Raw genomic sequence first — 24,100 nt, 5'->3', positions numbered from 1 at the left:
AATCTGCAGGCTATCCGAGCCCCGCGTGACCCCGCCGCAATCGGCGGAGGGGTACGCGCCGGGGCCATTTGTGTTGCGCGAGTGGAACCGATGACGGCAACGCGACCCCAGATCGTGTTTTCGAAGCGGGACGTGGGCATGCCCATGCCCAACCTGCTCGACATCCAGACCCGGGCCTTCCAGAGCCTCCTGGTCCCGGACGACGTGCACGGCGAGCGGCAGGACGTCTCGCTGGAGCGGGTCTTCCGCGACCTCTTCCCGATCAGCGACGTGAACGGGAAGTACAGCCTGGAGTTCATCGCCTACAACCTGGGCGAGCCGAAGTACTCCGTCGAGGAGTGCATCGAGCGGGACATGACCTATGCGGCCCCCCTCAAGGCCACCCTCCGCCTCGACGTGTTCGAGGAGGTGGACGGCCAGCGGCGGCTCAAGAACGCCATCGAGAAGGAGGTCTACCTCGGGGAACTCCCGATCATGACCCCCCTCGGGACGTTCGTGATCAATGGCGCCGAGCGCGTGGTCGTCTCCCAGCTGCACCGCTCGCCGGGCGTGGTGTTCGAGGAGGACACCCACCCGAACGGGCAGCGGCTGTTCTCGGCCCGGATCATCCCCTTCCGGGGCTCGTGGGTCGAGTTCACGATCGACATCCACGACGTGATCTACGTCCACATCGACAAGAAGAAGAAGTTCCCCGCCACCGCGCTGCTGCGCGCGTTCGGCTACGGGACCAACGCGGAGATCCTCAAGCTCTTCTTCGCCACGAAGGACATGGACATCACGGGCAAGCTCGAGGGCCGGCAGGAGCGGCGCGAGCTGATGGGCGCCCTGATCGCCGCCGACGTGCCGAACCCCGAGGAGCCGGGCGGGAGCCCGCTGGCGATCGTGGGCGACGAGCTGAGCACCGAGCGGCTCAACCAGCTGCGGCACGTGGGCGTGAAGCAGGTCACGGTCTTCGCGGGCTACACCACCATCGACCTGCGCGATGACGAGCAGCCCACCACCACCCGCGAGCGGGCCCGGCAGGTGCTGGCGTTCGACGTGGCCGACCCGGAGACGGGCGAGGTGGTGGCCGAGGGCGGGCAGGAAGTGACCGACGCGCTGCGCAAGAAGCTCATCAAGGCCCAGATCACCAAGGCCGAGGTGCTGCTGCCGGCGGGGCGGGGCGAGTCGCCGCTGATCAAGAACACGCTGACCAAGGACCCGACCCACAGCGAGGCCGAGGCACTGGAGCAGATCTACGCCCTGCTGCGGCCCGGCGAGGCGCCCAACCTGGAGACCGCCCGCGAGGCGCTCAAGCGGCTGTTCTTCAACCCCAAACGCTACGACCTCGGGCGGGTGGGGCGGTACAAGATCAACCAGCGGCTCAAGACCCGGATCCCGCAGAACCACACGGTCCTCACGGAAGAGGACTTCATCGCGATCATCCGGTACCTGATGGACCTGAACGACGGCCGCGGGTTCACCGACGACATCGACCACCTCGGCAACCGCCGGATCCGGTCGGTGGGCGAGCTGATCGCCAACCAGTTCTCGGTGGGCCTCTCGCGGATGGCGCGCCTGGTCAAGGAGCGGATGAGCATCAACTCGGACCCCGAGAAGATCTCGCTCGACGACCTGGTCAACGCCCGCACGGTCTCGGCGGTCATCCAGGCGTTCTTCGGCAGCTCGCAGCTGTCGCAGTTCATGGACCAGACCAACCCGCTGGCCGAGCTGACCAACAAGCGCCGGCTCTCGGCCCTGGGCCCGGGCGGCCTCACCCGCGAGCGGGCGGGCTTCGAGGTCCGCGACGTGCACTACTCGCAGTACGGCCGCATGTGCCCGATCGAGACGCCGGAAGGCCCGAACATCGGCCTGATCACCAGCCTCTCGACCTACGGCCGCATCAACGACCTGGGCTTCATCGAGACCCCCTACCGGGTGGTGAAGAACGGGAAGGTGACCGACGACATCCGCTGGCTGTCGGCCTCGGAGGAGGAGGGCTACGCGGTGGCGCAGGCCAACGCGCTGCTCGACGAGGCCAGCAAGTTCAGCGAGGACCTGGTGCTGTGCCGCAAGGGCGACGACTACCCCCTGCTGCCGCCGGACCGGATCGACTTCATGGACGTGGCGCCGGAGCAGCTGGTCTCCATCGCCGCGGCGCTGATCCCGTTCCTGGAGCACGACGACGCCAACCGCGCGCTGATGGGCAGCAACATGCAGCGCCAGGCGGTGCCGCTCCTCTTCCCGCAGTCGCCGACGGTGGGCACCGGGCTCGAGGGCAAGGTGGCCGCCGACTCGGGCGCCGTGATCGTGGCGCGCCGGGGCGGGACCGTCACCCGGGTCACCGCGGACGAGATCATCGTGGACTCGGGCGAGCAGGGGAAGGTGGACCTCACCATCCCCCTGGCCCGGCTCACCCAGCACGACCGCTACCGGGTGCGGAAGTTCTGGCGCACCAACCAGGACACCGCGATCAACCAGCGGCCGCTGGTCCGCGTGGGCGACAAGGTGGCCCAGGGCCAGGTGATCGCCGACGGGGCCGCGACCGAGGCGGGCGAGCTCGCCCTCGGCAGCAACGTGCTGGTGGCGTTCATGCCGTGGTACGGGCACAACTTCGAGGACGCGATCGTCCTCTCCGAGCGGCTGGTCAAGGACGACGTCTACTCCTCGATCCACATCCAGGAGCTGGAGCTGCACGTCCGCGACACCAAGCGGGGCCAGGAGGAGATCACCCGGGAAATCCCCAACGTCTCCGACGAGGCGCTGGTGGACCTCGACGAGCGCGGCATCGTCCGGATCGGCGCCCACGTGAAGCCGGGCGACATCCTGGTGGGCAAGATCACGCCCAAGGGCGAGACCGAGCTGTCGCCGGAAGAGAAGCTGCTCACCGCGATCTTCGGCGAGAAGGCCAAGGACGTGAAGGACAGCTCGCTCAAGGTGCCGCCGGGCATGAAGGGCGTGGTCATCGACGTCAAGATCTTCAGCCGGGTCGAGGACCAGGTGGTGGAGAAGGACCGCGGCGAGCGGATCGGCGAGGTGCGCCGGGTCGAGACCGACGAGAAGGCCCGCATCAGCGCGGTCATGCTCGAGGAGCTCGCCCAGCTGCTGGAGGGCCAGGAGGTGGCCCTGATGCTCAAGGCGGGGACGGTCGAGGAGGCGGTCCCGGCGGGCACCAAGCTCACCCGCGGCGCGCTGGCCGAGCTCGACCTGGGCGACGTGGACCTCAAGACGCTCCGGGTGGCGCACAAGGGCGCCAACGAGCGGATCCGCGCCGCCATCGACACGGCCGCGCGGGAGCGGGCCAAGGTCGAGGAGAAGGCCGAGGACCAGATCGACAAGATCCTCCAGCCGGATGAGCTGCCCCCGGGCGTGATCCAGCTGGTGAAGGTGTACATCGCCGAGAAGCGCAAGGTCTCGGTGGGCGACAAGATGGCCGGCCGCCACGGCAACAAGGGCATCGTGGCGCGCATCGTCCCCGAGGAGGACATGCCGTTCCTCCCGGACGGGTCGCCGGTGGACATCGTGCTCAACCCGCTGGGCGTGCCGAGCCGGATGAACGTGGGCCAGATCCTGGAGACGCACCTGGGCTGGTGCGCCACGATCCTCGGCTTCAAGGCGAAGACCCCGGTGTTCCGCGGGGCCGACGAGCACGAGATCGGCGTGCTGCTGCGGATCGCGGGGATCCAGTGGGCCTCGCGGGCGCTCGCGCTCAAGCATCCGGCCCCCGCGCCGGAGGCGACGGGCATCGCGACCGTGGTGGCCGACCTCAAGGCGGTGCACCACAACCTGATCGAGGCCGGCATCGCCGACCTCTCGTTCAAGGGCGCGGGCCCCGTCACGAAGGAACTCTACGGCGCCATCAAGGCCTTCCTGGCCGCGGCCGCGAAGGAACTGGCGACCCGCGAGCTGGCCCAGCGGAAGCAGGAGCTGGCGTACCACCAGCACCGGCTGGCCACCGCCACCGGGGCGGAGCAGAAGGCGATGCAGAAGCTGGTGAAGGACCAGGAGAAGGCGGTGGAGCTGTCGGCCGCCGAGCTGCTCGAGTCGGTGGGCCGGCCGGCGCTGGCCGCGATCGCGGCGGGGCACACCGAGCCGGAGGACGTCTCGAAGGCGGCGGAAGAGCTGATCCGGGCCGCGGGGCTCACCCCCGGCGGCAAGGCGCGGCTGCGCGACGGCCGCTCGGGGCAGGAGTTCGAGGGCGACGTCACCGTGGGCACGATCTACATGCTCAAGCTGTCGCACCTGGTCGATGACAAGATCCACGCCCGCAGCATCGGGCCGTACTCGCTGGTGACGCAGCAGCCGCTGGCGGGCAAGGCGCAGTTCGGCGGCCAGCGCTTCGGCGAGATGGAAGTGTGGGCGCTGGAGGCCTACGGCGCCGCGCACGTGCTGCAGGAGATGCTGACGGTGAAGTCGGACGACGTGAACGGCCGCAGCAAGGTGTACGAGGCGATCGTCAAGGGGCAGAACCTCCCCGAGCCCGGCATCCCCGAGTCGTTCAACGTGCTGGTGAAGGAACTCCAGGCCCTGGGCCTCAAGGTCACGCTCGGCACCAGTGCCGACGGCGACGAATAAGGACGGACCAATGATCGATTTTCGCAGCGGACGCGAGCCCAAGAGCTCGAGTTTCGACTACATCAGCATCCGCATCGCCTCCCCCGAGGAGATCCGCGGCCCCCGCGACACCAAGGAGCGGGAGCGGCTGGAACTCCAGGGGCAGCGGTACTGGTGGTCCTGGGGCGAGGTGACCAAGCCCGAGACCATCAACTACCGCTCGTTCAAGCCCGAGAAGGACGGCCTGTTCTGCGAGCGGATCTTCGGCCCGGTCAAGGACTGGGAGTGCCACTGCGGCAAGTACAAGCGGATCCGCTACCGGGGCGTGATCTGCGACCGCTGCGGCGTGGAGGTGACGCTCAGCAAGGTGCGGCGCGAGCGCATGGGCCACATCGAGCTCAGCGTGCCGGTGGCGCACATCTGGTTCTTCAAGACCCTGCCCTCGCCGATGGGCAACCTGCTCAACGTCACGCTGCGTGACCTGGAGCGGGTGATCTACTACTCGAGCTACATCGTCATCGAGCCGGGCGACCAGGACGTCGAGGCCAACCAGCTGCTCGACGAGGACGAGTTCCTCCAGCTGCGGCACAAGGCCCGGGAGGAGGGCGACCACGCCTTCAAGGCCGACATCGGCGCCCCGGCGGTGCGGGAGCTGCTCAACCGCATCGACGTCAAGAAGCTGGCGGAGGAACTGCGGGGCTCGGTGGCCACCGAGACCAGCCAGCACCGCAAGAAGCAGATGCTCAAGCGGCTCAAGATCGTGGACGCGTTCCTCACCTCCGGCGAGAACGGCGACGTCCCGAACCACCCCGCGTGGATGATCCTGGACGTGATCCCGGTGATCCCGCCCGACCTGCGGCCGCTGGTGCCGCTCGACGGCGGGCGCTTCGCCACGTCGGACCTCAACGACCTCTACCGCCGGGTGATCAACCGCAACAACCGGCTGCAGAAGCTGATCCAGCACAAGGCGCCGGAGGTCATCCTCCGCAACGAGAAGCGGATGCTGCAGGAGGCCGTCGACGCGCTGTTCGACAACGGCCGCCGCTCCAAGGCCATCCGCGGGCGCGGCAAGCGCCCGCTCAAGTCGCTGTCCGACATGCTCAAGGGCAAGCAGGGCCGGTTCCGCCAGAACCTGCTCGGCAAGCGCGTGGACTACTCCGGCCGGTCGGTCATCGTGGTGGGCCCGGAGCTGCGGCTGCACCAGTGCGGCCTGCCCAAGGCCATGGCGGTGGAGCTGTTCAAGCCCTTCATCATCCACAAGCTGGTGGAGAAGGGCATCGCCGAGACGGTGAAGCGCGCCAAGAAGATCGTGGAGAAGGAGAGCCCGGAGGTCTACGAGATCCTGGAAGAGATCATCCAGGACCACCCGGTGCTGCTCAACCGCGCGCCGACGCTGCACCGGCTGGGCATCCAGGCCTTCGAGCCGGTGCTGGTCGAGGGCAAGGCCATCCGCATCCACCCGCTGGTCTGCGCCGCGTTCAACGCCGACTTCGACGGCGACCAGATGGCCGTGCACGTGCCGCTCTCGTTCGAGGCGCAGCTCGAGGCGCGGATGCTGATGATCTCGTCGAACAACATCCTCAAGCCCTCCGACGGCCGCCCGGTGGCGGAGCCGTCGCAGGACATGGTGCTGGGCAGCTACTTCCTCACCAAGCTGCCGCGCGGCGCCGAGGAACCGAAGGACGGCAAGCCGGCCCCGGCGTGGGACAAGGCCAAGCACTACGGCTCGCTCGCCGAGATCGAGCTGGCCCTGCTGCACCGCCGGATCAGCTTCCACACGGCCATCCACTTCTGGTACCAGCCGCCGCGCGACGCGGCGGAGCCGAAGCCGCGCTGGGTGCGGAGCACCGCAGGCCGGGTACTGTTCAACAGCATCCTGCCCCGGCAGGTCGTGGCCAACCACGGCTTCCGCAACGACCTGATGCGGAAGAAGGCGCTGTCGGAGCTGGTGCTGCAGAGCTACCGCGAGGCGGGGCTCGCCGACACGGTGGTGTTCCTGGACCGGCTCAAGGAGTTCGGCTTCCGCTACGCCACCCAGGGCGGCATCTCGATCGGGGTCGAGGACCTCGAGATCCCGGGCGAGAAGGTGAAGCTGCTGGAGGAGGCCGACAAGCGCGTGCAGCGGTTCCAGCGCGCCTACAACACCGGCCAGATCACCTTCGGCGAGCGGTACAACAAGGTGATCGACGCCTGGACCCACGCGAACAACGACGTGGCCGAGGCGATGGTCAACAACATGCGCCAGAGCCGGGGCGGCTTCAACCCGGTGTTCATGATGTTCGACTCCGGCTCGCGCGGCTCGCGCGACCAGATCCGGCAGCTGGCCGGCATGCGCGGCCTGATGGCCAAGCCGCAGAAGAAGCTGACCGGCGGCATCGGCGAGATCATCGAGAGCCCGATCAAGTCGAACTTCCGCGAGGGCCTGACCGGCCTCGAGTACTTCATCTCCACCCACGGCGCCCGGAAGGGCCTGGCCGACACGGCGCTCAAGACCGCCGACGCCGGCTACCTGACCCGCCGCCTGGTGGACGTGGCCCAGGACGTGACGATCACCGAGGAGGACTGCGGCACCATCCAGGGCCTCGAGATCTCGGCGCTCAAGGAGGGCGAGGACGTCATCGAGCCGCTCAAGGAGCGGATCCTCGGCAGCGTCGCGTCCGAGGACGTGTTCGATCCGCATGAGCTCGACGAGGACGGCGACCCGCGCCTGCTGGTGCAGTCGGGCAAGCTGATCGACGAGGAACTGTCGATCCGCATCGACGAGGCCGGGATCGAAAAGGTCAAGATCCGCTCGGTGCTCACCTGCGAGGCGCGGCGCGGCTGCTGCCGCATGTGCTACGGCCGCAACCTGGCCACCATGGACATGGTCGACATGGGCGAGGCCATCGGCATCCTGGCCGCCCAGTCCATCGGCGAGCCGGGCACCCAGCTGACGCTGCGCACGTTCCACATCGGCGGCGCCTCGTCGCGCATCGCCGAGGAGGCGGAACGCCGCGCCCGGGCCAGCGGCCTGGTGAAGTACACCAGCGGCCTGGAGTTCGCCGACGTGTCCGTCGAGTACGAGGACGGCACCACGGCCATGGTGCGCATCGCCCTGACCCGCGACGACGAGTCGGCGGACGAGGAGTCGAAGGAAGGCATCCTCGTGGTGGACCCGAACGATCCCAAGCGGGTGCTCAACCGCTACCCGGTGCCCGAGGGCGCGCTCATCCAGGTCAAGGAGGGCGACACGGTGCAGGGGAAGAACTCGATCCTCTACACCTGGGACCCGTACAACGACCCCAGCATCATCAAGCTCGACGGCGAGCTCCGCTGGAAGGACCTGGTCCCCGGCTCCACGCTGCGCGAGGAGCTGGACGAGTCCACCGGCCTCCGCTCGATCGTCGTCATGGCCGACCCCGACCGCGAGCTGCACCCGTCGGTCCTGGTCTACGCCCCGAACCGGAAGGACCCGCAGGAGTACATCCTCGCGGAAGGCTCCCGGATCATCCTGGGCAGCGACGCCGACCAGATCACCCGGGCCATGGACCTGCCGGACGAGGGGAACCCCTGGTCCACCAAGTTCAAGGTCGACGAGTACCCGATCAACGTCGCCTGGCCGAGCAAGAGCAAGAAGGAAGCGAAGGACAAGACCGTCTACCTCTCGCCCGCGGTGAAGATCTCGCGCGGCGTGACCGTGACCAAGATGCCGCGGCAGGCCTACAAGACCCGCGACATCACCGGCGGCCTCCCCCGCGTGGCCGAGCTGTTCGAGGCCCGGCGGCCCAAGGACCCGGCCACGATCTCCGAGATCGACGGCATCGTGAAGTTCGGCGAGATCAAGCGCGGCAAGCGCGAGATCTACGTCTACCCGGTGGTCGAGCCGGGCCGGAAGGGCGAGCCCGAGCCGCCGCAGCTCTACGAGGTCGGCGCCGGCAAGCACCTCCGGGTGCACGAGGGCGACCGCGTCCGCGCCGGCGACCGCCTGACCGAAGGCCCCGTGAACCCGCACGACATCCTGCGGATCAAGGGCCCCCGCGCGGTGCAGGAGTACCTGCTCAATGAGGTGCAGGAGGTCTACCGCCTGCAGGGCGTGCGGATCAGCGACAAGCACATCGGCACCATCGTGCGCCAGATGCTGCAGAAGGTGCGGGTCACCGACCCGGGCGACACCGACTTCCTCGAGGGCGAGACCGTCGACAAGCTCACCTTCCGGGACGAGAACGAGCGGGTCATCAAGAAGAAGGGCGCCCCGGCCCAGTCCGAGCCGGTGCTGCTCGGCATCACCAAGGCCTCGCTGACCACGCAGTCGTTCATCTCGGCCGCGTCGTTCCAGGAGACCACCCGCGTGCTCACCGATGCCGCGATCCGCGGGGCCAAGGACGACCTCCTCGGCCTCAAGGAGAACATCATCATCGGCCACCTCATCCCGGCGGGGTCGGGTATCTACCGCTACGCCGAGATCGAGATCGAGCCGCCCGCGGGGTACGAGCCCCCGCCGCCGAGCGAGGCGCCCGTCGAGGCCCCGGCCCCGGTGCCGGTGGCCCTGCTGGCGGACGACGAGGAGTAGGCGCGGCAGGCAGCATGCAACGCGGGGCGGACCATCCGGTCCGCCCCGCGTTTGTCATGCGCCCTCCGGCCGGACGGCTCAGGGCGCGCCGGCGCCGAAGGTGTCGCACCGGGACAGGTCCCCGGAGCGGAACCCCTCGTTGAACCAGCGCATCCGCTGCTCGCTGGTCCCGTGGGTGAACCCCTCCGGGCTCACGTGACCGGTGGCCATCTGCTGCAGCCGGTCGTCCCCGACCGCGGCCGCCGCGCCCAGGCCTTCCTCGATGTCGCCCGGCTCGAGCATCCCCTTGGCCGCCGCGTCCCGGCCCCAGATCCCCGCGAAACAGTCCGCCTGCAGCTCCATCCGCACCGACAGCTCGTTCTGCTGCTCCGGGCGGCGCTGCTGGGCCTGGCGCACCTGGCGCTCGATGCCCAGCACGTTCTGCACGTGGTGCCCGATCTCGTGGGCCAGCACGTAGGCCTGCGCAAAGTCCCCCGGCGCGCCGAATCGGCGCTGCAGTTCGTCGTAGAAGCCGAGGTCGATGTAGACCTTCTCGTCGCCCGGGCAGTAGAAGGGCCCGGTGGCCGATTCCGCGAAGCCGCAGGCCGACTGAATCGCGTCCCGGAAGAGCAGCAGCCTGGCCTCGCGGTACGCGGTCCCGTGGCGGGGCAGCTCGGCCTGCCAGAACCCCTGGGTGCTGTCGAGCACGGCCGAGACGAATTCCACCATCGTCTCCTCCTCAGCCGAGGCCTGCACCGGGCCGGCGTCCACCTGCCCGGGGGCCCCGGCGGCCATCCCCCCGGTCCCGCCGACCAGCTGGAAGAAGTCGCGCTTGAAGACCATGCTCAGCACCAGGAGCAGCAGCATGCCCCCCAGGCCGAGCTTCATGCCGCCGCCCCCGCCCGAAAAGCGGCCACCGCCGGCCCCGCGCATGTCCTCGAGGTTCTCGCTCCTCCCGCCACGGTTCCAGCGCATCCTGCCTCCTCTTGGGAATTTCGGCGCCCGGCCCACCCTGCCCGCGGGAAATATCCCCGTTTTCCGACCGGCCGCCAGCGACCAGCGGCTGGCGACGGCGGGGTGCCCCTGGAGCGGTGCTGGCCAACCGGGGGCCCCGGCCCCCTGCGAAGCGTCCTGCGGGGGGGCCGGTGACCGGGTGATGACGGTTGTCTGACACCGGGAGCCTACCCTTGGGGCCATGGCGACGACCGAACCCAGGTCCCATCTCGACCGGCTGACCGAGGCCGCCTCGCTCCTCCTGGAGGGGCGGGGGGTCACGGAGATCGCCGGGATGACCGGCCTCGCCGAGTCGGAATTGGAGGAGCTCCGCCGGAAGATCCTCCGGATGGGGGTCGGAACGCCGGAGGCGGCTGGCGGGGGACTGCGGCGTTCGGGGGGGCTGCTGGAACGCCTGGGCGCCGCGCTGGGATGGCGCAACAGCGGACCGGCCCAGAACAGCGTCCCGCTCGGTGCGGGGCCCGAGACGGCCCCCGGCGTCACTGCCTGGAGCCCGTGGCAGCCGGTACCCGCCGTGCTCGGGCTTGAGCTCCGGCTCGCTCGCCGGTCCCCGCCCCCCGGGATCGCCGGCGAGCTCTGGCTCTACGAATTCCGCTCCACCCTGACGGTGCCGGTCACCTTCCGCTTCCGGATCGCCACCGACCCCGGCGGCGAGTACCCGCGCAGCGTGCGGGCGCTCCGGCCCGGGGAGGTCAGCGCCGGGAGCCTGGTGCTTCTCACCCAGGGCCCGGTCTGGGCCGGGACCGCCATGGAGGAGCGGCTGCTCCCCTAGCGGGTGAGCCGGAGCAGGGCGTAGCCCAGCAGCACCAGGGCCAGCGCGGAGCCCGCCACCAGCCAGAGCCTGGCGGGGCCGGCCGGCGGAGCGGGGCGGGGCAACGGGGGGGAGCCGGTGCCGGTGCCGGGGTCGTGGTCGGCGCGACGGCGGGGGCAGGGGAGGCGGCCGGCGTGGCGCTGGCGTGGGGCGCATCTGGCTGGCCGACGGGGCGCGCCCGGGCCTGCTCCACCAGGCGCCGGATCTCGGGATCCGGCGTGATGTCCAGCTCCTTCCGGATCAGCGCCATGTGCCGCTCGGCGTAGCGCAGGGCGCGGGGGCGGTCTCCCGCCTGGAGCAGGGCGTGCAGGAGGCCGGTGACCGCCCGGGTATCGAAGGGGTCGTGCTCCGTGAGGCGGAGCCACCAGTCGGCGGCTTCGCGGGGGAGATTCCGGCCGCTGGCCTCCAGCGCCAGGCGCTCCAGCAGCGCGCTCATCCGGCGGGCCAGCCGGTCCCGCTGTTCATCCACCCAGCGCTCGAACTCCGGCGCGTCGGAGAGGTGGAACCCATCCAGGAAGTGGCCGGTGTAGCAGGTGGCGGCGCCCGCGCCGTCGCCGGCCGTGGCCAGCCGCTCGAACTCCCACAGGTCCATGGTGATGGCGTCGGGATTGAGCCGGAGGTCGGTGGTGCCGAGGAAGAGCTCCGGCCCGCCCTCGAACTCCTTGCGGAGCACGTAGAGGGTCTGCTTGAGGACGCCGCGGGCCCGCTCCGGGTCGCTCTCGGCCCAGAGGTAGCCGGCCAGCTTGTCACGGCTCACCCCGCGCTCGCCGGCCGCGCCGACCAGGGCGAGCAGGGCCAGCGGCTTGCGCCGGCTGTCCGTGAGGCCGGTCGGGGAGCCTTCGCGGGTGAGCGCGAGGCCGCCGAATGAACGGAGGTGCAGGGGCACGAGGGGGAATGCCTGTTTGACCGTGAAGTGACTGGGGGCTTACCCGGCTGCCGTACACTATCTCCCGCTCGCCCGTCCCCGCAACCCGGCCCAGCCCCCCCCAAAGTGATACCCGGATGCGCTTGCCGGAATTCCCGACGACCTGCACCTTAACTCCGGTCGACCGCCCGTCAGGGGCGGACCACCCCGGGGGAGTTCTGGCGCCGAGCGACCTGCTCAGCACCGTTCGCGAGGCACTGCAGGACCGTTACGCCGTCGCGGGCGAGATCGGCCGCGGCGGCATGGCCGTGGTCTGTCGCGCCACCGACCTGCGCCACGGGCGCGAGGTGGCGATCAAGGTCCTGCTCCCCGAGCTGGCCCGGGCCGTCACCGGCGACCGGTTCCTGCGCGAGATCAGCATTCTCGCCCGCCTGTCCCATCCCAGCATCCTGCCCCTGCTCGACTCGGGTACGGTGGAGGTCGTCCCCGGCCTCGACGTGCCGTGGTACGTCATGCCCTACGTGGCGGAGGACACGCTGCGCGCGCGCCTCGAGCGTGAGGGCCCGCTCCCGGTGGACCAGGCGCTGCACCTCACGCGGGAGCTGTGCGGTGCCCTGGCCCACGCCCATCGCCAGGGGATCATCCACCGGGACATCAAGCCGGAGAACATCCTGCTCTCCGGGGGGCGGGCGGTGCTGGCCGACTTCGGCATCGCGCGGGCAGTGACGCTGTCGGGGACCTCGAGCCTGAGCAGCACGGGGCTGGTCATCGGGACGCCGGCCTACATGAGCCCGGAGCAGTCAGCGGGGAGCGAGAAGCTCGACGCCCGGAGCGACCTCTACAGCCTGGGGGTGGTGCTGTACGAGATGCTGGCAGGGCAGCCGCCGTTCACCGGGGCCACGCCGCAGGCCATCAGTGCCCGGCACCAGTTCGAGACCCCGCCCCCGATCCGGGTGGTCCGGCCCACGATCCCGGTGGGGGTGGAGGCGGTGCTGTCGCGGGTGCTGGAAAAGGTGCCGGCGGACCGGTATGAGAGCGCGGAGGCGCTAGGGCGGGCGCTGGAGGGGGCGCCCACGGGGGCAGGCCGGACGGTGACCCCGACGGCCGAGGTCCTCCCTTCACGGCGGCAGGGCCTCAGGGCCAGGTGGCTCGTGGCCGGGGGCGTGGCGGTCGGGCTTGGGATTGCGGCGGTCGTGGCGGCGCGGCCCGGGGGGCTCCTGGGTCCAGCCTACGACCCCGAACAGGTCGTCGTCCTGCCCTTCAAGGGGCAGGACCCGGGGCTCGACTCGGTCCTGAGCGGCGAGGACATCGGCCGCCTCGTGTACGACGGGCTCGACGGGTTCCGGGACCTCCACCGGGTTGAGCCGCTGGTCGTGTCGGATGCCATCGCCCGCGCGGGGAGGCCGGCGACGGTCGAGGCCAGCCGGGCGATGGCCCGGCGGCTCGGCGCGGGCCGGTTCATCTGGGGGGAAGTCACGCGCGCCGGCGATTCCATCCGGGTGCGTGGCCTGTTGTTTGACAGCCGCGGGGGTTCCACCGAGCCGGTGAAGCGTCGGAATGCCACCCTCCCGCTTGCCATCGCCTCGGTGGGGAGCAGTGGACTGATGGACGAACTGAGCCGGATGGCCCTCGGGCTCGTCGTCCCGGAGGGGGACTCGCTTCCGCTCCCGGCGCGTCCAGGCACCAGCTCACTCGAGGCCCTGCAGCACGCCCTGCGCGGCGAGGCCGCCTTTCAGTCCTGGGACCTCGACGCGGCACGCGCGAGCTTCGGTGCGGCGCTGCGGCTCGATCCGGCATTTCCGCGCGCCAACCTGCGCCTGGCCCAGATCGGTCAGTGGGTCCGGGATTCGGCGACTGCCTGGCGGCCCTTTCTCACGATAGCCGAGCAGGCCGAAGATGGGTTGACCACCGGCGAGCGGCTCGCCGCCCGGGGGCTCAGGTTCCTGGCCGACAGCGCCTATCCGCAGGCCTGCGAGGCCTACCGACGGCTCCTCGCCTCCGATTCCCTCGACTTCGTCGGCTGGTTCGGGCTCGGGGAGTGCCATCTGTGGGACGAGCAGGTGCTCCCGGGCCCCGGTGCGGCGGGGCTCGTGTTTCGGGGCAGCTACGCGGAAGCCCAGCGGGCCTACCTCCGTGCCCTGGCCGCGGTACCGCTCGCGCACCGCGCGGCACGCGAGGTCGTCATCCCGCGCCTGTTCCTCGTGTTGCCGACAAGTACATGGCTGCGGCCCGGGCGCCGAGGGTCCACCTACTACTCCGCCTGGGTCGACTGGCAGGCGGACACGATCGCCTTCCGCCCGCTGCCGACCGTCGACCTCACCTCGGGCAAGGCGGAGGGCCCCCCTCCGCGCGGGGCCAAGGCCTTCGCGCACAGCCGTCAGGTGCTCCGCTCGGTGGTGGATGAGTGGGTTCGGCTCTACCCCGGCAGCGGCCCCGCCTGGACCGCGCGGGCGGCGGTGCTCGAGCGCCTGCTGGTGCTCCAGGGCGACTCGTCAGCCGTTGCGGCCGTCGCCCGCGCCCTCGACCTGACCACTGACTCTGCTGCCCGCGCGCGGCTGATGATCGATCAGGCACGCCTCGCCCTCAAGACTGGCGACTTCGCGCTGGCCGGCTCCGCGGCCCGTGCAGTGCTGGATACCTGGCGGCCCTCCACTCCGGCGGATGCCCTCCGCCTGGCACCCCTGGCGGCGCTGGTGGGGCGCACGGCCCAGCTCGTGGCACTGCTGCGGCAGGGTGCCAGCGCATGGGAGTTCGCGACGCCCGATGGGACGCCGGTCCACCCGCCGCAGTCCCTCGCAGCGGAGGCACTCACGCTGTATGCGTACGCCGTCATGGGGTCCTCCGCGGACAGCGTGCAGTCCCAGGAGGCGAGGGTCCTGCGGCTGATCGATGGATGGGCACCCCGCCAGGAACAGAACGCGATGATCCTCGCGCTGACCGAGGACGCCGCCTTCTACGCGTTCGCGACGACCGGGCCGCTCACAGCACATCAGACCCCTGGGCACAATAGTTCGCTGGAGCCACAGAGCGCGCACTCACGAGGGCGCTCGGCTGTTGTGCGCGATGCCGTGGCGCGATGGTCCCGGGCGGCCGAGATGAGCGATGCGGGGGAGGTTGCTCCGGAATCAGCATTGGCGCAGTCTAACTTGTGCCTCTTGATCGCGGACACCGCTACGGCACTCCAAGTGGCGGCGAGGGCAATCTCGGGAATCGAACTGCAGGATCACCTGCTCCTGCTGCCGCAGGCGGCTGGTTCACTCAGGCGGTTGCTCAGCCTGATCTACGCCGCTGGACAACAACAGGACCCAGCGGCTGCCATGCGAGCCGATGCGATCCTTTCTCAGCTCCGGCCGGCTGAGTAGCGCACGATGTGCATCTGGTTAGCGAAACCACTTATCGCCAGGAGCGCCAGTCATGGATTCTCGATTTCTTGGCCATCGCCAACACGCCCTTCCACTGATTGCCCTATTCCTTTGTCTCTCCGGAATCGCCGGACGAGCGAGTGGGCAAACGTACGACGTCCAATGTGAGAAGCGGGACTATGGGAGGCGGCTTGAAACTCCGCCGTTCACCGGGGATCTCACCGTCAGCGCGGATATCGAGTCTTACGTGAGGCAACGGTGCTTTCTCAAGAGATTCGGCCTCGAGGGCCACGGGATCATCATCGGTGGGAAGCCGCCGAAGGCCGTGGCTTCAATCTGGCCTGAGTACGGCGCCATGAACCTTACCGAGGCCGACCTGTTGGGCGGGGGCAGGGTAGTGGCGGAGGTCCGTGTAAGAAGCAATAACCAGAGTGGTGTCAATGAGCGGAAGTACGCCGAAGGCCGGAACTTTCTCTTCGTCGGGCGAATCGGGGCTCTCGGACAGAAGCCGCCACTTTACATCTTGCACGCGACGAGCCCCACGGATGCGACATGGGTGGCGGAGCTTGTCCCGCCTGAACAATATGACGTAGAGTATCACGGGCATGACCCTCGCACCGGCGAGATCTACCCGCGATTCTCGTCCTCGGTCCAAGACTGCAGTGACTGGGGGCGGCGGGCCTGCTTTATTGATTCAGACAAAGTGCAGGATGTGACGAACTTCTTGGCCCTTGGTCAGGCCGGTGAAGACCCCGTGCAAAGCCTCTCTCCGGCCCAATGGACCCGAGGAATCGGCTACTTGGGAAAGTTGGGGGTTGCTGTGACTTCCACCGGTACTTGGGTCATGGTCGGGGGAATGTGTATCTGCCAAGGCACCGGCTGCCACTGATTCCTCCTTGACCCAACCCCTTCCCCCGGCTACCTTTGCCGTTCTCTCCCGGACTAGGCCGGGGGAAGGTCTCGTGCCCCGAACCGCAGGCGTATGCCGACTATCAATCAGCTCGTCCGGAAGAACCGCAAGGCGCCTGTCTACAAGGACAAGTCGCCGGCGCTCAAGCAGAACCCGTTCCGCCGCGGGGTCTGCACCCGCGTCTACACCACCACCCCGAAGAAGCCGAACTCGGCCCTCCGGAAGGTGGCCAAGGTGCGCCTGACCAACGGGTTCGAGATCATCGCCTACATCCCGGGCGAAGGGCACAACCTGCAGGAGCACTCGATCGTCCTGGTCCGGGGCGGCCGCGTGAAGGACCTGCCGGGCGTCCGCTACCACCTCGTCCGCGGCGCGCTCGACGCCGCCGGGGTGAACGACCGCCGCCGCAGCCGCTCCAAGTACGGCGCCAAGCGCCCGAAGGCCGGCGGCGCCGCCGCGGCCGGCAAGGGAGGTAAGAAGTGAGCCGCCGCACCAAGGCCGTGAAGCGGGTCGTGCCGCCGGATCCCCGCTACGACAGCCAGACGGTCTCCAAGTTCATCAGCTCGCTCATGTACCAGGGCAAGAAGAGCACCGCCGAGCGGATCTTCTACTCCGCCATGGACATGATCGAGGAGCGCACCGGCCAGCCGGGCGTCACCGTCTTCAAGCAGGCCATCAGCAACGTGAAGCCCGCCCTCGAGGTGAAGAGCCGCCGGGTGGGCGGCGCCTCCCTCCAGGTGCCGGTGGAGGTCCGCCCCGAGCGGCGCACCGCCCTGGCCATGCGCTGGGTGATCGACTTCGCCCGGGGCCGCTCCGAGAAGACCATGCAGGAGCGCCTGGCCGCCGAGCTGATCCTCGCCTCCAAGGGCGAGGGCAACGCCATCAAGAAGAAGGAAGACACCCACAAGATGGCCGAGGCCAACCGGGCCTTCGCGCACTACCGCTGGTAGACGCGGATGGACGGCGGGGCAGGGACGACGGGGCGACCAGCGCGGTCGCCCCGTTCGTCGTTCCGGGTCTCCGGGTGGGTCCGCGGCGCGGCGGGGTGCGGAATCAGCCCCCCGCTGGCTGGGCTGGTCCGGGGACCCGTTGACATTGCCGGACATCGGGTTACCTTTGCCGGGCTTCTCAGGACCCGCGCGTTCGAATGGGTTCCCAGGAACGAGACATCCGGATCGTGTGACGGCCGGCCCCAGCGCACCGGGACTCCGCTAGCCACCTCCGATCCTTCAGAAGTGGGTCCGTATGTGTGAGCCCCGTGGGGGCCGCAGATATGCGGCCCCCACGAATGCAATGGACCTGTAATGGTCCCCGTCCCGGCGCCAGGCGCGGGATGAGTGCGGAGCGAAACCACCGGGCGCGCCCGGGTCGGTCGCCCCGCTTTTTCGCTGGAATGGGTCGGACTGGGCACGACGCGCGCACGACGGGTGCGCACGAACCGAAGAGATCAGGGTCACGGCATGGCGCGCGAAACACCGCTCGATCGGTACCGGAACATCGGCATCATGGCTCACATCGATGCCGGGAAGACCACGACCACCGAGCGCATCCTCTACTACACCGGCAAGAACTACAAGATCGGTGAGGTGCACGAGGGCGCGGCCACGATGGACTGGATGGAGCAGGAGCAGGAGCGGGGCATCACCATCACCTCGGCTGCGACGACCTGCTTCTGGGTGCGCGACGACATCCAGTACCGGATCAACATCATCGACACCCCGGGCCACGTGGACTTCACGGCCGAGGTGGAGCGGTCCCTGCGGGTGCTGGACGGCGCGGTGACCCTGCTCGACTCGGTGGCCGGCGTGGAGCCGCAGACCGAGACGGTGTGGCGCCAGGCGGACCGGTACGGGGTGCCGCGGCTGGTGTTCGCCAACAAGATGGACCGCATCGGGGCCAACTTCTACCGCTGCCTGGACATGGTCCGGGACCGGCTGACCAAGAAGGCGCACCCGCTGCAGCTGCCGGTGGGCAGCTCGGACACCTTCACCGGCCACGTGGACCTGATCCGCAACGTCGAGATCGTCTTCCACGAGGAGACGCTGGGCAAGACGTTCTCGGAGATGCCGATCCCCGACGCCATGAAGGAGCAGGCGGCCAAGTTCCGCCATGACCTCATCGAGTCGGCCATCGAGCACGAGGACGCGCTGCTGGAGAAGTACCTGGGCGGCGAGGAGCTGACCGAGGCGGAGATCCGCGGCGCCATCCGCAACGCCACCATCAAGCACGGGTTCGTGCCGGTGCTGTGCGGCGCGTCGTTCAAGAACAAGGGCGTGCAGGCGCTGCTCGACAGCGTGATCGACTTCCTGCCGTGCCCCACCGACGTGAAGGAGATCGAGGGGCACGTGCCGCTCCACGATACCGAGCACATCACGCGGACCCCGAAGGACGACGCGCCGTTCGCGGCGCTGGCGTTCAAGATCATGACCGACCCGTTCGTGGGGCGGCTGACCTACTTCCGGGTGTACTCGGGCAAGCTGGACGCCGGCAGCTACGTCTACAACGCCACGAAGGACAAGAAGGAGCGGGTGGCGCGGCTGCTGCAGATGCACGCCAACAAGCGCGAGGAGATCCAGGAGGTGCTCGCGGGCGACATCGGCGCCGCGATCGGCCTCAAGGACACCCGGACCGGGGACACCCTCTGTGACGAGGATAGTCCGATCATCCTCGAGGCGATGAAGTTCCCGAACCCGGTCATCGACGTCGCCATCGAGCCGAAGACCAAGGCGGACCAGGACAAGCTGGCGATCGCCCTGCAGAAGCTGCAGGAGGAGGATCCCACCTTCCGGGTGCGGACCGACGCCGAGACCAGCCAGACGATCATCGCCGGCATGGGCGAGCTGCACCTCGAGATCCTGGTCGACCGCATGAAGCGGGAGTTCAAGGTCGAGGCGAACGTGGGCCAGCCGCAGGTGGCCTTCCGCGAGACGATCACCCGCAAGGTGAGTGACGTCGAGGGCAAGTTCATCCGGCAGTCGGGCGGCAAGGGCCAGTACGGCCACGTGGTGATCCACCTCGAGCCGTCGAAGCCCGGCGAGGGCTTCATCTTCGAGGACAAGATCGTCGGCGGCGTGATCCCCCGGGAGTTCATCAAGCCGGTGGAGGCGGGCATCCGCGAGGCGCTGGAGAACGGCATCCAGGCCGGGTACCCGGTGGTCGACGTGAAGGCGACGCTGGTCTACGGCAGCTACCACGACGTCGACTCGAGCGAGATGGCGTTCAAGATCGCCGGCTCGATGGCGTTCAAGACGGCGGCGTCGCAGGCCAAGCCGATCATCCTGGAGCCGGTGATGGAGGTCGAGGTGGTGACCCCGTCGGACTTCCTCGGCAACGTCGTGGGCGACCTCTCGGGGCGCCGCGGCAAGGTCGGCGGGATGACCCAGCGGGGCGAGGCCCAGGTGGTGGCCGCGCACGTGCCGCTCAAGGAGATGTTCGGGTACTCCACCCAGCTGCGCAGCATGACGCAGGGGCGGGCGGTGTACTCGATGGAATTCGCGCACTACGAGGAAGTTCCGAAGTCGATTGCCGAAGCGATCATCGCGAAAAAGAAGGGATAACCACGAGGACCCCATGGCCAAAGCCAAATTCGACCGGACCAAGCCCCACGTGAACGTCGGCACCATCGGGCACGTGGACCACGGCAAGACCACCACGACGGCCGCGCTCACCAAGGTGACGGCCGACAAGGGCCTCTCGGCCTACGTCCCCTATGACTCCGTCGCCAAGGCGTCCGAGTCGCAGGGCCGCCGCGACCCGACCAAGATCCTGACGATCGCGACGAGCCACGTGGAGTACAGCACCGAGAAGCGGCACTACGCCCACGTGGACTGCCCGGGCCACGCCGACTACGTGAAGAACATGATCACGGGCGCGGCGCAGATGGACGGCGCCATCCTCGTGGTGAGCGCGGTCGACGGCCCGATGCCGCAGACCCGCGAGCACATCCTCCTGGCCCGCCAGGTGAACGTGCCGTACGTGGTGGTGTTCCTCAACAAGTGCGACCTGGTCGACGACCCCGAGCTGCTGGACCTGGTGGAGCTCGAGGTGCGCGAGCTGCTGAGCAAGTACGAGTTCCCGGGCGACGAGCTCCCGGTGATCCGCGGCTCGGCGATCGGCGCGATCAAGGGCGAGGAGCAGTGGGTCAAGAAGATGTGGGAGCTCCTCGACGCGCTGGACGTGTCGATCCCGCAGCCGAAGCGCGAGGTGGACAAGCCGTTCCTGATGCCGGTCGAGGACGTCTTCTCGATCACCGGCCGCGGCACGGTGGCCACCGGGCGGATCGAGCGCGGCAAGATCAAGGTGGGCGAGGAAGTCTCCCTGATCGGCTTCAACTCCGACAAGAAGACCACGGTCACCGGCGTCGAGATGTTCCGCAAGCTGCTCGATGACGGCCAGGCGGGCGACAACGTCGGCCTGCTGCTGCGCGGCGTGGAAAAGACCGAGATCGAGCGCGGCATGGTGCTGGCGAAGACCGGCAGCATCACCCCGCACACCGAGTTCATGGCCGAGGTCTACGTCCTGACCAAGGAAGAGGGCGGGCGCCACACCCCGTTCTTCAAGGGGTACCGGCCGCAGTTCTACTTCCGCACCACGGACGTGACGGGCTCCTGCGAGCTGCCCGAGGGCGTGGAGATGGTGATGCCGGGGGACAACATCCAGATGCGCATCACCCTGATCATCCCGATCGCCATGGACGAGGGGCTGCGCTTCGCGATCCGCGAGGGTGGCCGGACCGTTGGCGCGGGCGTGGTGACGAAGATCCTGAAGTAGTCGGCTCGGCGACTCGGCGGCTCGGCGGCTCGATTGAGCCTGGCCGAGCCACCGGGCCCGCCAGCCGCCGAGACGACGAGGAACGAATGGCACAGCGTATTCGCATCCGGCTCAAGGCGTTCGACCACGGCGTGCTGGACCAGGCCGCGGCGGACATCGTGCGCACGGCGGAGAAGACGGGGGCCCAGGTGTCGGGGCCGATCCCGCTGCCGGTCAAGATCGAGCGGTGGACCGTGCTCCGCAGCCCGCACGTCGACAAGAAGAGCCGGGAGCAGTTCGAGCTCCGCACCCACAAGCGGCTGCTCGACATCAACGACTCCCGCCCGCAGACCATGGACGCGCTGACGAAGCTCGACCTGCCGGCCGGCGTGGACGTCGAGATCAAGGTCGAATAGCCATGGCGAATGGACTGATCGGGCGGAAGCTCGGCATGACCCGCGTCTTCCTGGACGACGGCGCGTCGATCCCGGTGACGGTGATCGAGGCGGGCCCGTGCCGCGTCCTGCAGGTGAAGGCGGACGCGGTGCAGCTGGGCTTCGGGGCGAAGCTGCCCACGCGCGCCACCGGCGGGGAGCTCGGGCACGCGAAGGCGGCGACGCTCGAGGCCGCCCCCAAGATCCTGAAGGAATTCGGGGCCAACCAGCAGGCCTACAAGCCGGGTGACACCGTGACCGTGGGCATCTTCGCCCCCGGGGAGCTCGTGAAGGTCACCGGCACCAGCAAGGGCCGGGGCTTCCAGGGCATGGTGCACCGCTACGGCGCCGGCGGCGGCCCCGCCAGCCACGGCAACACGCGGCACCGCAAGCCGGGCTCCATCTCCCCGGGCACCGACCCCTCGCGCGTCATCAAGGGCAAGCGGATGCCGGGCCACATGGGCGCCGAGCGGCACACGGAGCTCGGGCTGCGGGTGGTGAAGATCGATGCCGAGCGCAACCTGCTGTTCGTGCGGGGCGCGGTCCCCGGCGCGAAGCACGGCATCCTGCTCGTCAACAAGCAGCACGGCCGGAGCCGCCATGATTGAGGCCCCGCATTTCTCGCCCGCCGGCGCGCCCAAGGGCGCCCTGGCGCTGCCGGAGCCGCTGTTCGACGGCACCGTGAACCAGCCGGTGCTGCATGAGGCGGTGAAGGTCTACCTGGCCAACCAGCGCCAGGGCACGCACAGCACCAAGACCCGGAGCTTCGTCTCCGGCGGCAACCAGAAGCCCTGGAAGCAGAAGGGCACCGGCCGGGCCCGGCAGGGCTCGACCCGCGCGCCCAACTGGCCGGGCGGCGGCAAGGTGTTCGGCCCGCTGCCGCGCGACTACCGCATCGGCATCCCGCGCAAGGTGAAGCAGCTCGCCCGCAAGAGCGCGCTCAACGCCCGCGCCGCCGAGGGCCAGCTCTACGTGGTGGAGCGGTTCGAGCAGCAGAGCCCGAAGACCCGGGTGCTGCAAGAGCTGCTGGCCACCCTGGGCGTGGCGGAGCGGAAGGTGCTCATCCTCACCCACGGCGTGAGCGAGGCGCTGTACCTGAGCGCCCGGAACCTGCCGCGGGTGGACGTCCTGCCGTTCAGCGACGCCGGGGCCTACGACATCCTGTGGGCCGAGGTGGTGGTGGTCGAGGAGCCGGCGCTGGCCGGCGAGCCCGCCCAGCCGTTCGTGCGGGCGATGGTGCCCTCGGTGAAGGCGGCGCCGGGGCCGCGGGCGGCCCGGCCCAAGGCCGAGCCCAAGCCGAAGGCGGCCAAGCCGGCCAAGCCGGCCAAGGCGCCGAAGGCGGCCAAGCCCAAGGCGGAGCCGAAGGCGGCCAAGCCGGCCAGGAAGGCGGCGCCCAAGGCCAAGGCCGCGCCCAAGAAGCCGGCCGCCAAGAAGGCCGCGCCCAAGAAGAAGGGGGGCAAGTAAGTGCCCAGCCTGCATGAGACGATCGTGCGGCCGGTGGTGACCGAGAAGTCGTCGGCCGCGTACCAGCTGCGGAAGGAATACGCCTTCGAGGTGCATCCCGAGGCGAACAAGTACCAGATCCGCGACGCGCTGAAGGAGCTGTTCGGCGTCACCGCCACCAGCGTGCGCACCATGCGGATGCGGCGTGACCAGGTGGTGCGGGGCCGGACCAAGGGCCTCACGGCGCGCTGGAAGAAGGCCATCGTGACCCTGAAGGACGGGGAAACGCTTCCCGTGTTCGAGGGCTGATATGGGCATCCGTCAATTCAAGCCGGTCACGCCCGGCACCCGGTTCCGGTCGGTCTCGGATTTCGCCGAGATCACCAAGACCACGCCGGAGAAGAGCCTGCTCGAGCCGCTGCGCAAGAGCGGCGGCCGGAACAACCAGGGCCACGTCACGATGCGGTACATCGGCGGCGGCCACAAGCGGATGTACCGGCGCATCGACTGGAAGCGGAACAAGTTCGGGATCCCGGGCAAGGTGGCGGGGATCGAGTACGACCCGAACCGCAGCGCGCGCATCGCGCTGATCGTGTACGCCGACGGCGAGAAGCGCTACATCCTGCACCCCAAGGGGCTGAACGTGGGCGACACGGTGCTGTCGGGGCCGGGCGTGGACCCGCGGCTCGGCAACGCCATCCCGCTCGGCGAGGTGCCGCTGGGTGAGACGGTGCACAACGTGGAGCTCAAGATCGGCAAGGGCGGGCAGATGATCCGCACCGCCGGCGGCGGGGCCCAGGTGGTGGCCAAGGAGGGCGACTACGTGACCCTCCGGCTGCGCTCGACCGAGATGCGGCGGGTGCACGCCAAGTGCCTCGCGACGATCGGCGAGGTGGGCAACGCGGAGCACGAGCTGCTGTCGATGGGCAAGGCGGGCAAGACCCGCTGGCTGGGCAAGCGCTCGCGGGTCCGCGGCGTGGCGAAGAACCCGGTGGATCACCCGCTGGGCGGCGGCGAGGGCAAGACCTCGGGCGGCCGGCCGCCGGTGAGCCCGTGGGGCAAGCCGGAAGGCCGGAAGACGCGGCAGCCGAAGAAGGCCTCGACGCAGTACATCGTCCGCGGCCGTCGGCGCGGGAAGGCGACCGGAGGGGGTTCGTAAATGTCGCGCAGCATCAAGAAGGGTCCGTTCGTCCAGGCGGCGCTGCTGGGCAAGGTCCAGGCGATGAACACCCGCAACGAGAAGCGGGTGGTGAAGACCTGGAGCCGGGCCAGCACCATCCTGCCCGAGTTCGTGGGGCACACCTTCGCGGTCCACAACGGGAACAAGTTCGTCCCGGTGTACGTGACCGAGAACATGGTGGGGCACAAGCTCGGCGAGTTCGCGCCCACGCGGCTGTTCCGGGGCCACAGCGGCAAGCTGGTGGCCGACAAGAAGGCCAAGGCGGAGTAAA

General features: G+C 69.3%; 16 protein-coding genes. 14 read left to right on the top strand and 2 right to left on the bottom strand.

Annotation, left to right across the window (positions count from 1 at the left end):
- Positions 1–90: 90 nt before the first annotated feature.
- Complete coding sequence (gene rpoB / locus IPJ95_14265) at positions 91–4,554, top strand: DNA-directed RNA polymerase subunit beta (protein ID MBK7924770.1); 4,464 nt, start codon at positions 91–93, stop codon at positions 4,552–4,554.
- A 10-nt stretch (positions 4,555–4,564) separates the two neighbouring features.
- Positions 4,565–9,082, top strand: coding sequence for a DNA-directed RNA polymerase subunit beta' (gene rpoC, locus IPJ95_14260; protein ID MBK7924769.1), 4,518 nt, complete (start codon positions 4,565–4,567; stop codon positions 9,080–9,082).
- Positions 9,083–9,160: 78 nt separating this feature from the next.
- Here the strand turns inward: rpoC and IPJ95_14255 are convergent, their stop codons facing one another.
- The gene (locus IPJ95_14255; protein ID MBK7924768.1) at positions 9,161–10,036 is read right to left on the bottom strand and encodes a neutral zinc metallopeptidase; all 876 of its coding nucleotides are present in this window, start codon (positions 10,034–10,036) and stop codon (positions 9,161–9,163) included.
- Positions 10,037–10,256: 220 nt separating this feature from the next.
- Between IPJ95_14255 and IPJ95_14250 the strand changes: the two genes are divergently transcribed.
- Complete coding sequence (locus tag IPJ95_14250; protein MBK7924767.1) at positions 10,257–10,847, top strand: hypothetical protein; 591 nt, start codon at positions 10,257–10,259, stop codon at positions 10,845–10,847.
- Here the strand turns inward: IPJ95_14250 and IPJ95_14245 are convergent.
- Entirely contained in the window at positions 10,792–11,772 is a 981-nt protein-coding gene (locus tag IPJ95_14245; protein ID MBK7924766.1) for a hypothetical protein, read from the bottom strand. The genes IPJ95_14250 and IPJ95_14245 overlap by 56 nt on opposite strands.
- 116 nt (positions 11,773–11,888) lie before the next feature.
- Here IPJ95_14245 and IPJ95_14240 point away from each other — a divergent pair, with 116 nt between their 5' ends.
- From IPJ95_14240 to rpsS, 11 genes are all read left to right on the top strand, one after another.
- A complete protein-coding gene (locus IPJ95_14240) occupies positions 11,889–15,113 on the top strand; it encodes a protein kinase (GenBank protein ID MBK7924765.1) in 3,225 nt (1,074 codons plus the stop codon).
- Between the two features lie 982 nt (positions 15,114–16,095).
- The gene (locus tag IPJ95_14235; GenBank protein ID MBK7924764.1) at positions 16,096–16,506 is read left to right on the top strand and encodes a 30S ribosomal protein S12; all 411 of its coding nucleotides are present in this window, start codon (positions 16,096–16,098) and stop codon (positions 16,504–16,506) included.
- Positions 16,503–16,973, top strand: coding sequence for a 30S ribosomal protein S7 (gene rpsG / locus IPJ95_14230; GenBank protein MBK7924763.1), 471 nt, complete (start codon positions 16,503–16,505; stop codon positions 16,971–16,973). The genes IPJ95_14235 and rpsG overlap by 4 nt, the downstream gene beginning before the upstream one ends.
- A gap of 510 nt (positions 16,974–17,483) precedes the next feature.
- On the top strand, positions 17,484–19,580 hold the full coding sequence (gene fusA, locus IPJ95_14225; GenBank protein MBK7924762.1) for an elongation factor G: 2,097 nt from the start codon (positions 17,484–17,486) through the stop codon (positions 19,578–19,580).
- Positions 19,581–19,593: 13 nt separating this feature from the next.
- Positions 19,594–20,793, top strand: a complete 1,200-nt coding sequence (gene tuf, locus IPJ95_14220) for an elongation factor Tu (GenBank protein MBK7924761.1) — start codon at positions 19,594–19,596, stop codon at positions 20,791–20,793.
- A gap of 86 nt (positions 20,794–20,879) precedes the next feature.
- Positions 20,880–21,188 (top strand): 30S ribosomal protein S10, encoded by a 309-nt coding sequence (gene rpsJ / locus IPJ95_14215; protein ID MBK7924760.1) that lies wholly within the window; start codon positions 20,880–20,882, stop codon positions 21,186–21,188.
- A 2-nt stretch (positions 21,189–21,190) separates the two neighbouring features.
- Positions 21,191–21,814, top strand: a complete 624-nt coding sequence (rplC, locus tag IPJ95_14210) for a 50S ribosomal protein L3 (protein ID MBK7924759.1) — start codon at positions 21,191–21,193, stop codon at positions 21,812–21,814.
- Positions 21,807–22,670: a 50S ribosomal protein L4 gene (rplD, locus tag IPJ95_14205; GenBank protein ID MBK7924758.1), complete on the top strand. Its 864-nt coding sequence runs from the start codon at positions 21,807–21,809 to the stop codon at positions 22,668–22,670. Before rplC ends, rplD begins: the two co-directional genes overlap by 8 nt.
- Positions 22,671–22,958 carry a 50S ribosomal protein L23 gene (rplW, locus tag IPJ95_14200; protein ID MBK7924757.1) on the top strand — a complete coding sequence of 96 codons (288 nt, stop codon included), beginning with the start codon at positions 22,671–22,673 and terminating at the stop codon, positions 22,956–22,958.
- A 1-nt stretch (position 22,959) separates the two neighbouring features.
- Positions 22,960–23,808 (top strand): 50S ribosomal protein L2, encoded by an 849-nt coding sequence (gene rplB / locus IPJ95_14195; GenBank protein ID MBK7924756.1) that lies wholly within the window; start codon positions 22,960–22,962, stop codon positions 23,806–23,808.
- On the top strand, positions 23,809–24,099 hold the full coding sequence (gene rpsS / locus IPJ95_14190) for a 30S ribosomal protein S19 (GenBank protein MBK7924755.1): 291 nt from the start codon (positions 23,809–23,811) through the stop codon (positions 24,097–24,099).
- Position 24,100: the final 1 nt, after the last annotated feature.

This window comes from Gemmatimonadota bacterium, from assembly GCA_016713785.1.
GTDB lineage: Bacteria > Gemmatimonadota > Gemmatimonadetes > Gemmatimonadales > GWC2-71-9 > JADJOM01.
The sequence above is the reverse complement of the archived record's forward strand: the minus strand, read 5'-3'. Positions and strand labels throughout refer to the sequence as shown.

What these genes read in the sequence shown, in the direction of transcription:
- IPJ95_14235 (MBK7924764.1), top strand. Translation starts at nt 16,096, where the DNA reads ATGCCGACTATCAATCAGCTCGTCCGGAAGAACCGCAAGGCGCCTGTC.
- IPJ95_14240 (MBK7924765.1), top strand. Translation starts at nt 11,889, where the DNA reads ATGCGCTTGCCGGAATTCCCGACGACCTGCACCTTAACTCCGGTCGAC.
- tuf (MBK7924761.1), top strand. Translation starts at nt 19,594, where the DNA reads ATGGCCAAAGCCAAATTCGACCGGACCAAGCCCCACGTGAACGTCGGC.
- rplC (MBK7924759.1), top strand. Translation starts at nt 21,191, where the DNA reads ATGGCGAATGGACTGATCGGGCGGAAGCTCGGCATGACCCGCGTCTTC.
- IPJ95_14255 (MBK7924768.1), bottom strand. Translation starts at nt 10,036, where the DNA reads ATGCGCTGGAACCGTGGCGGGAGGAGCGAGAACCTCGAGGACATGCGC.
- fusA (MBK7924762.1), top strand. Translation starts at nt 17,484, where the DNA reads ATGGCGCGCGAAACACCGCTCGATCGGTACCGGAACATCGGCATCATG.
- rpoB (MBK7924770.1), top strand. Translation starts at nt 91, where the DNA reads ATGACGGCAACGCGACCCCAGATCGTGTTTTCGAAGCGGGACGTGGGC.
- rpsS (MBK7924755.1), top strand. Translation starts at nt 23,809, where the DNA reads ATGTCGCGCAGCATCAAGAAGGGTCCGTTCGTCCAGGCGGCGCTGCTG.
- rpsJ (MBK7924760.1), top strand. Translation starts at nt 20,880, where the DNA reads ATGGCACAGCGTATTCGCATCCGGCTCAAGGCGTTCGACCACGGCGTG.
- rplD (MBK7924758.1), top strand. Translation starts at nt 21,807, where the DNA reads ATGATTGAGGCCCCGCATTTCTCGCCCGCCGGCGCGCCCAAGGGCGCC.
- IPJ95_14250 (MBK7924767.1), top strand. Translation starts at nt 10,257, where the DNA reads ATGGCGACGACCGAACCCAGGTCCCATCTCGACCGGCTGACCGAGGCC.
- rpoC (MBK7924769.1), top strand. Translation starts at nt 4,565, where the DNA reads ATGATCGATTTTCGCAGCGGACGCGAGCCCAAGAGCTCGAGTTTCGAC.
- rplB (MBK7924756.1), top strand. Translation starts at nt 22,960, where the DNA reads ATGGGCATCCGTCAATTCAAGCCGGTCACGCCCGGCACCCGGTTCCGG.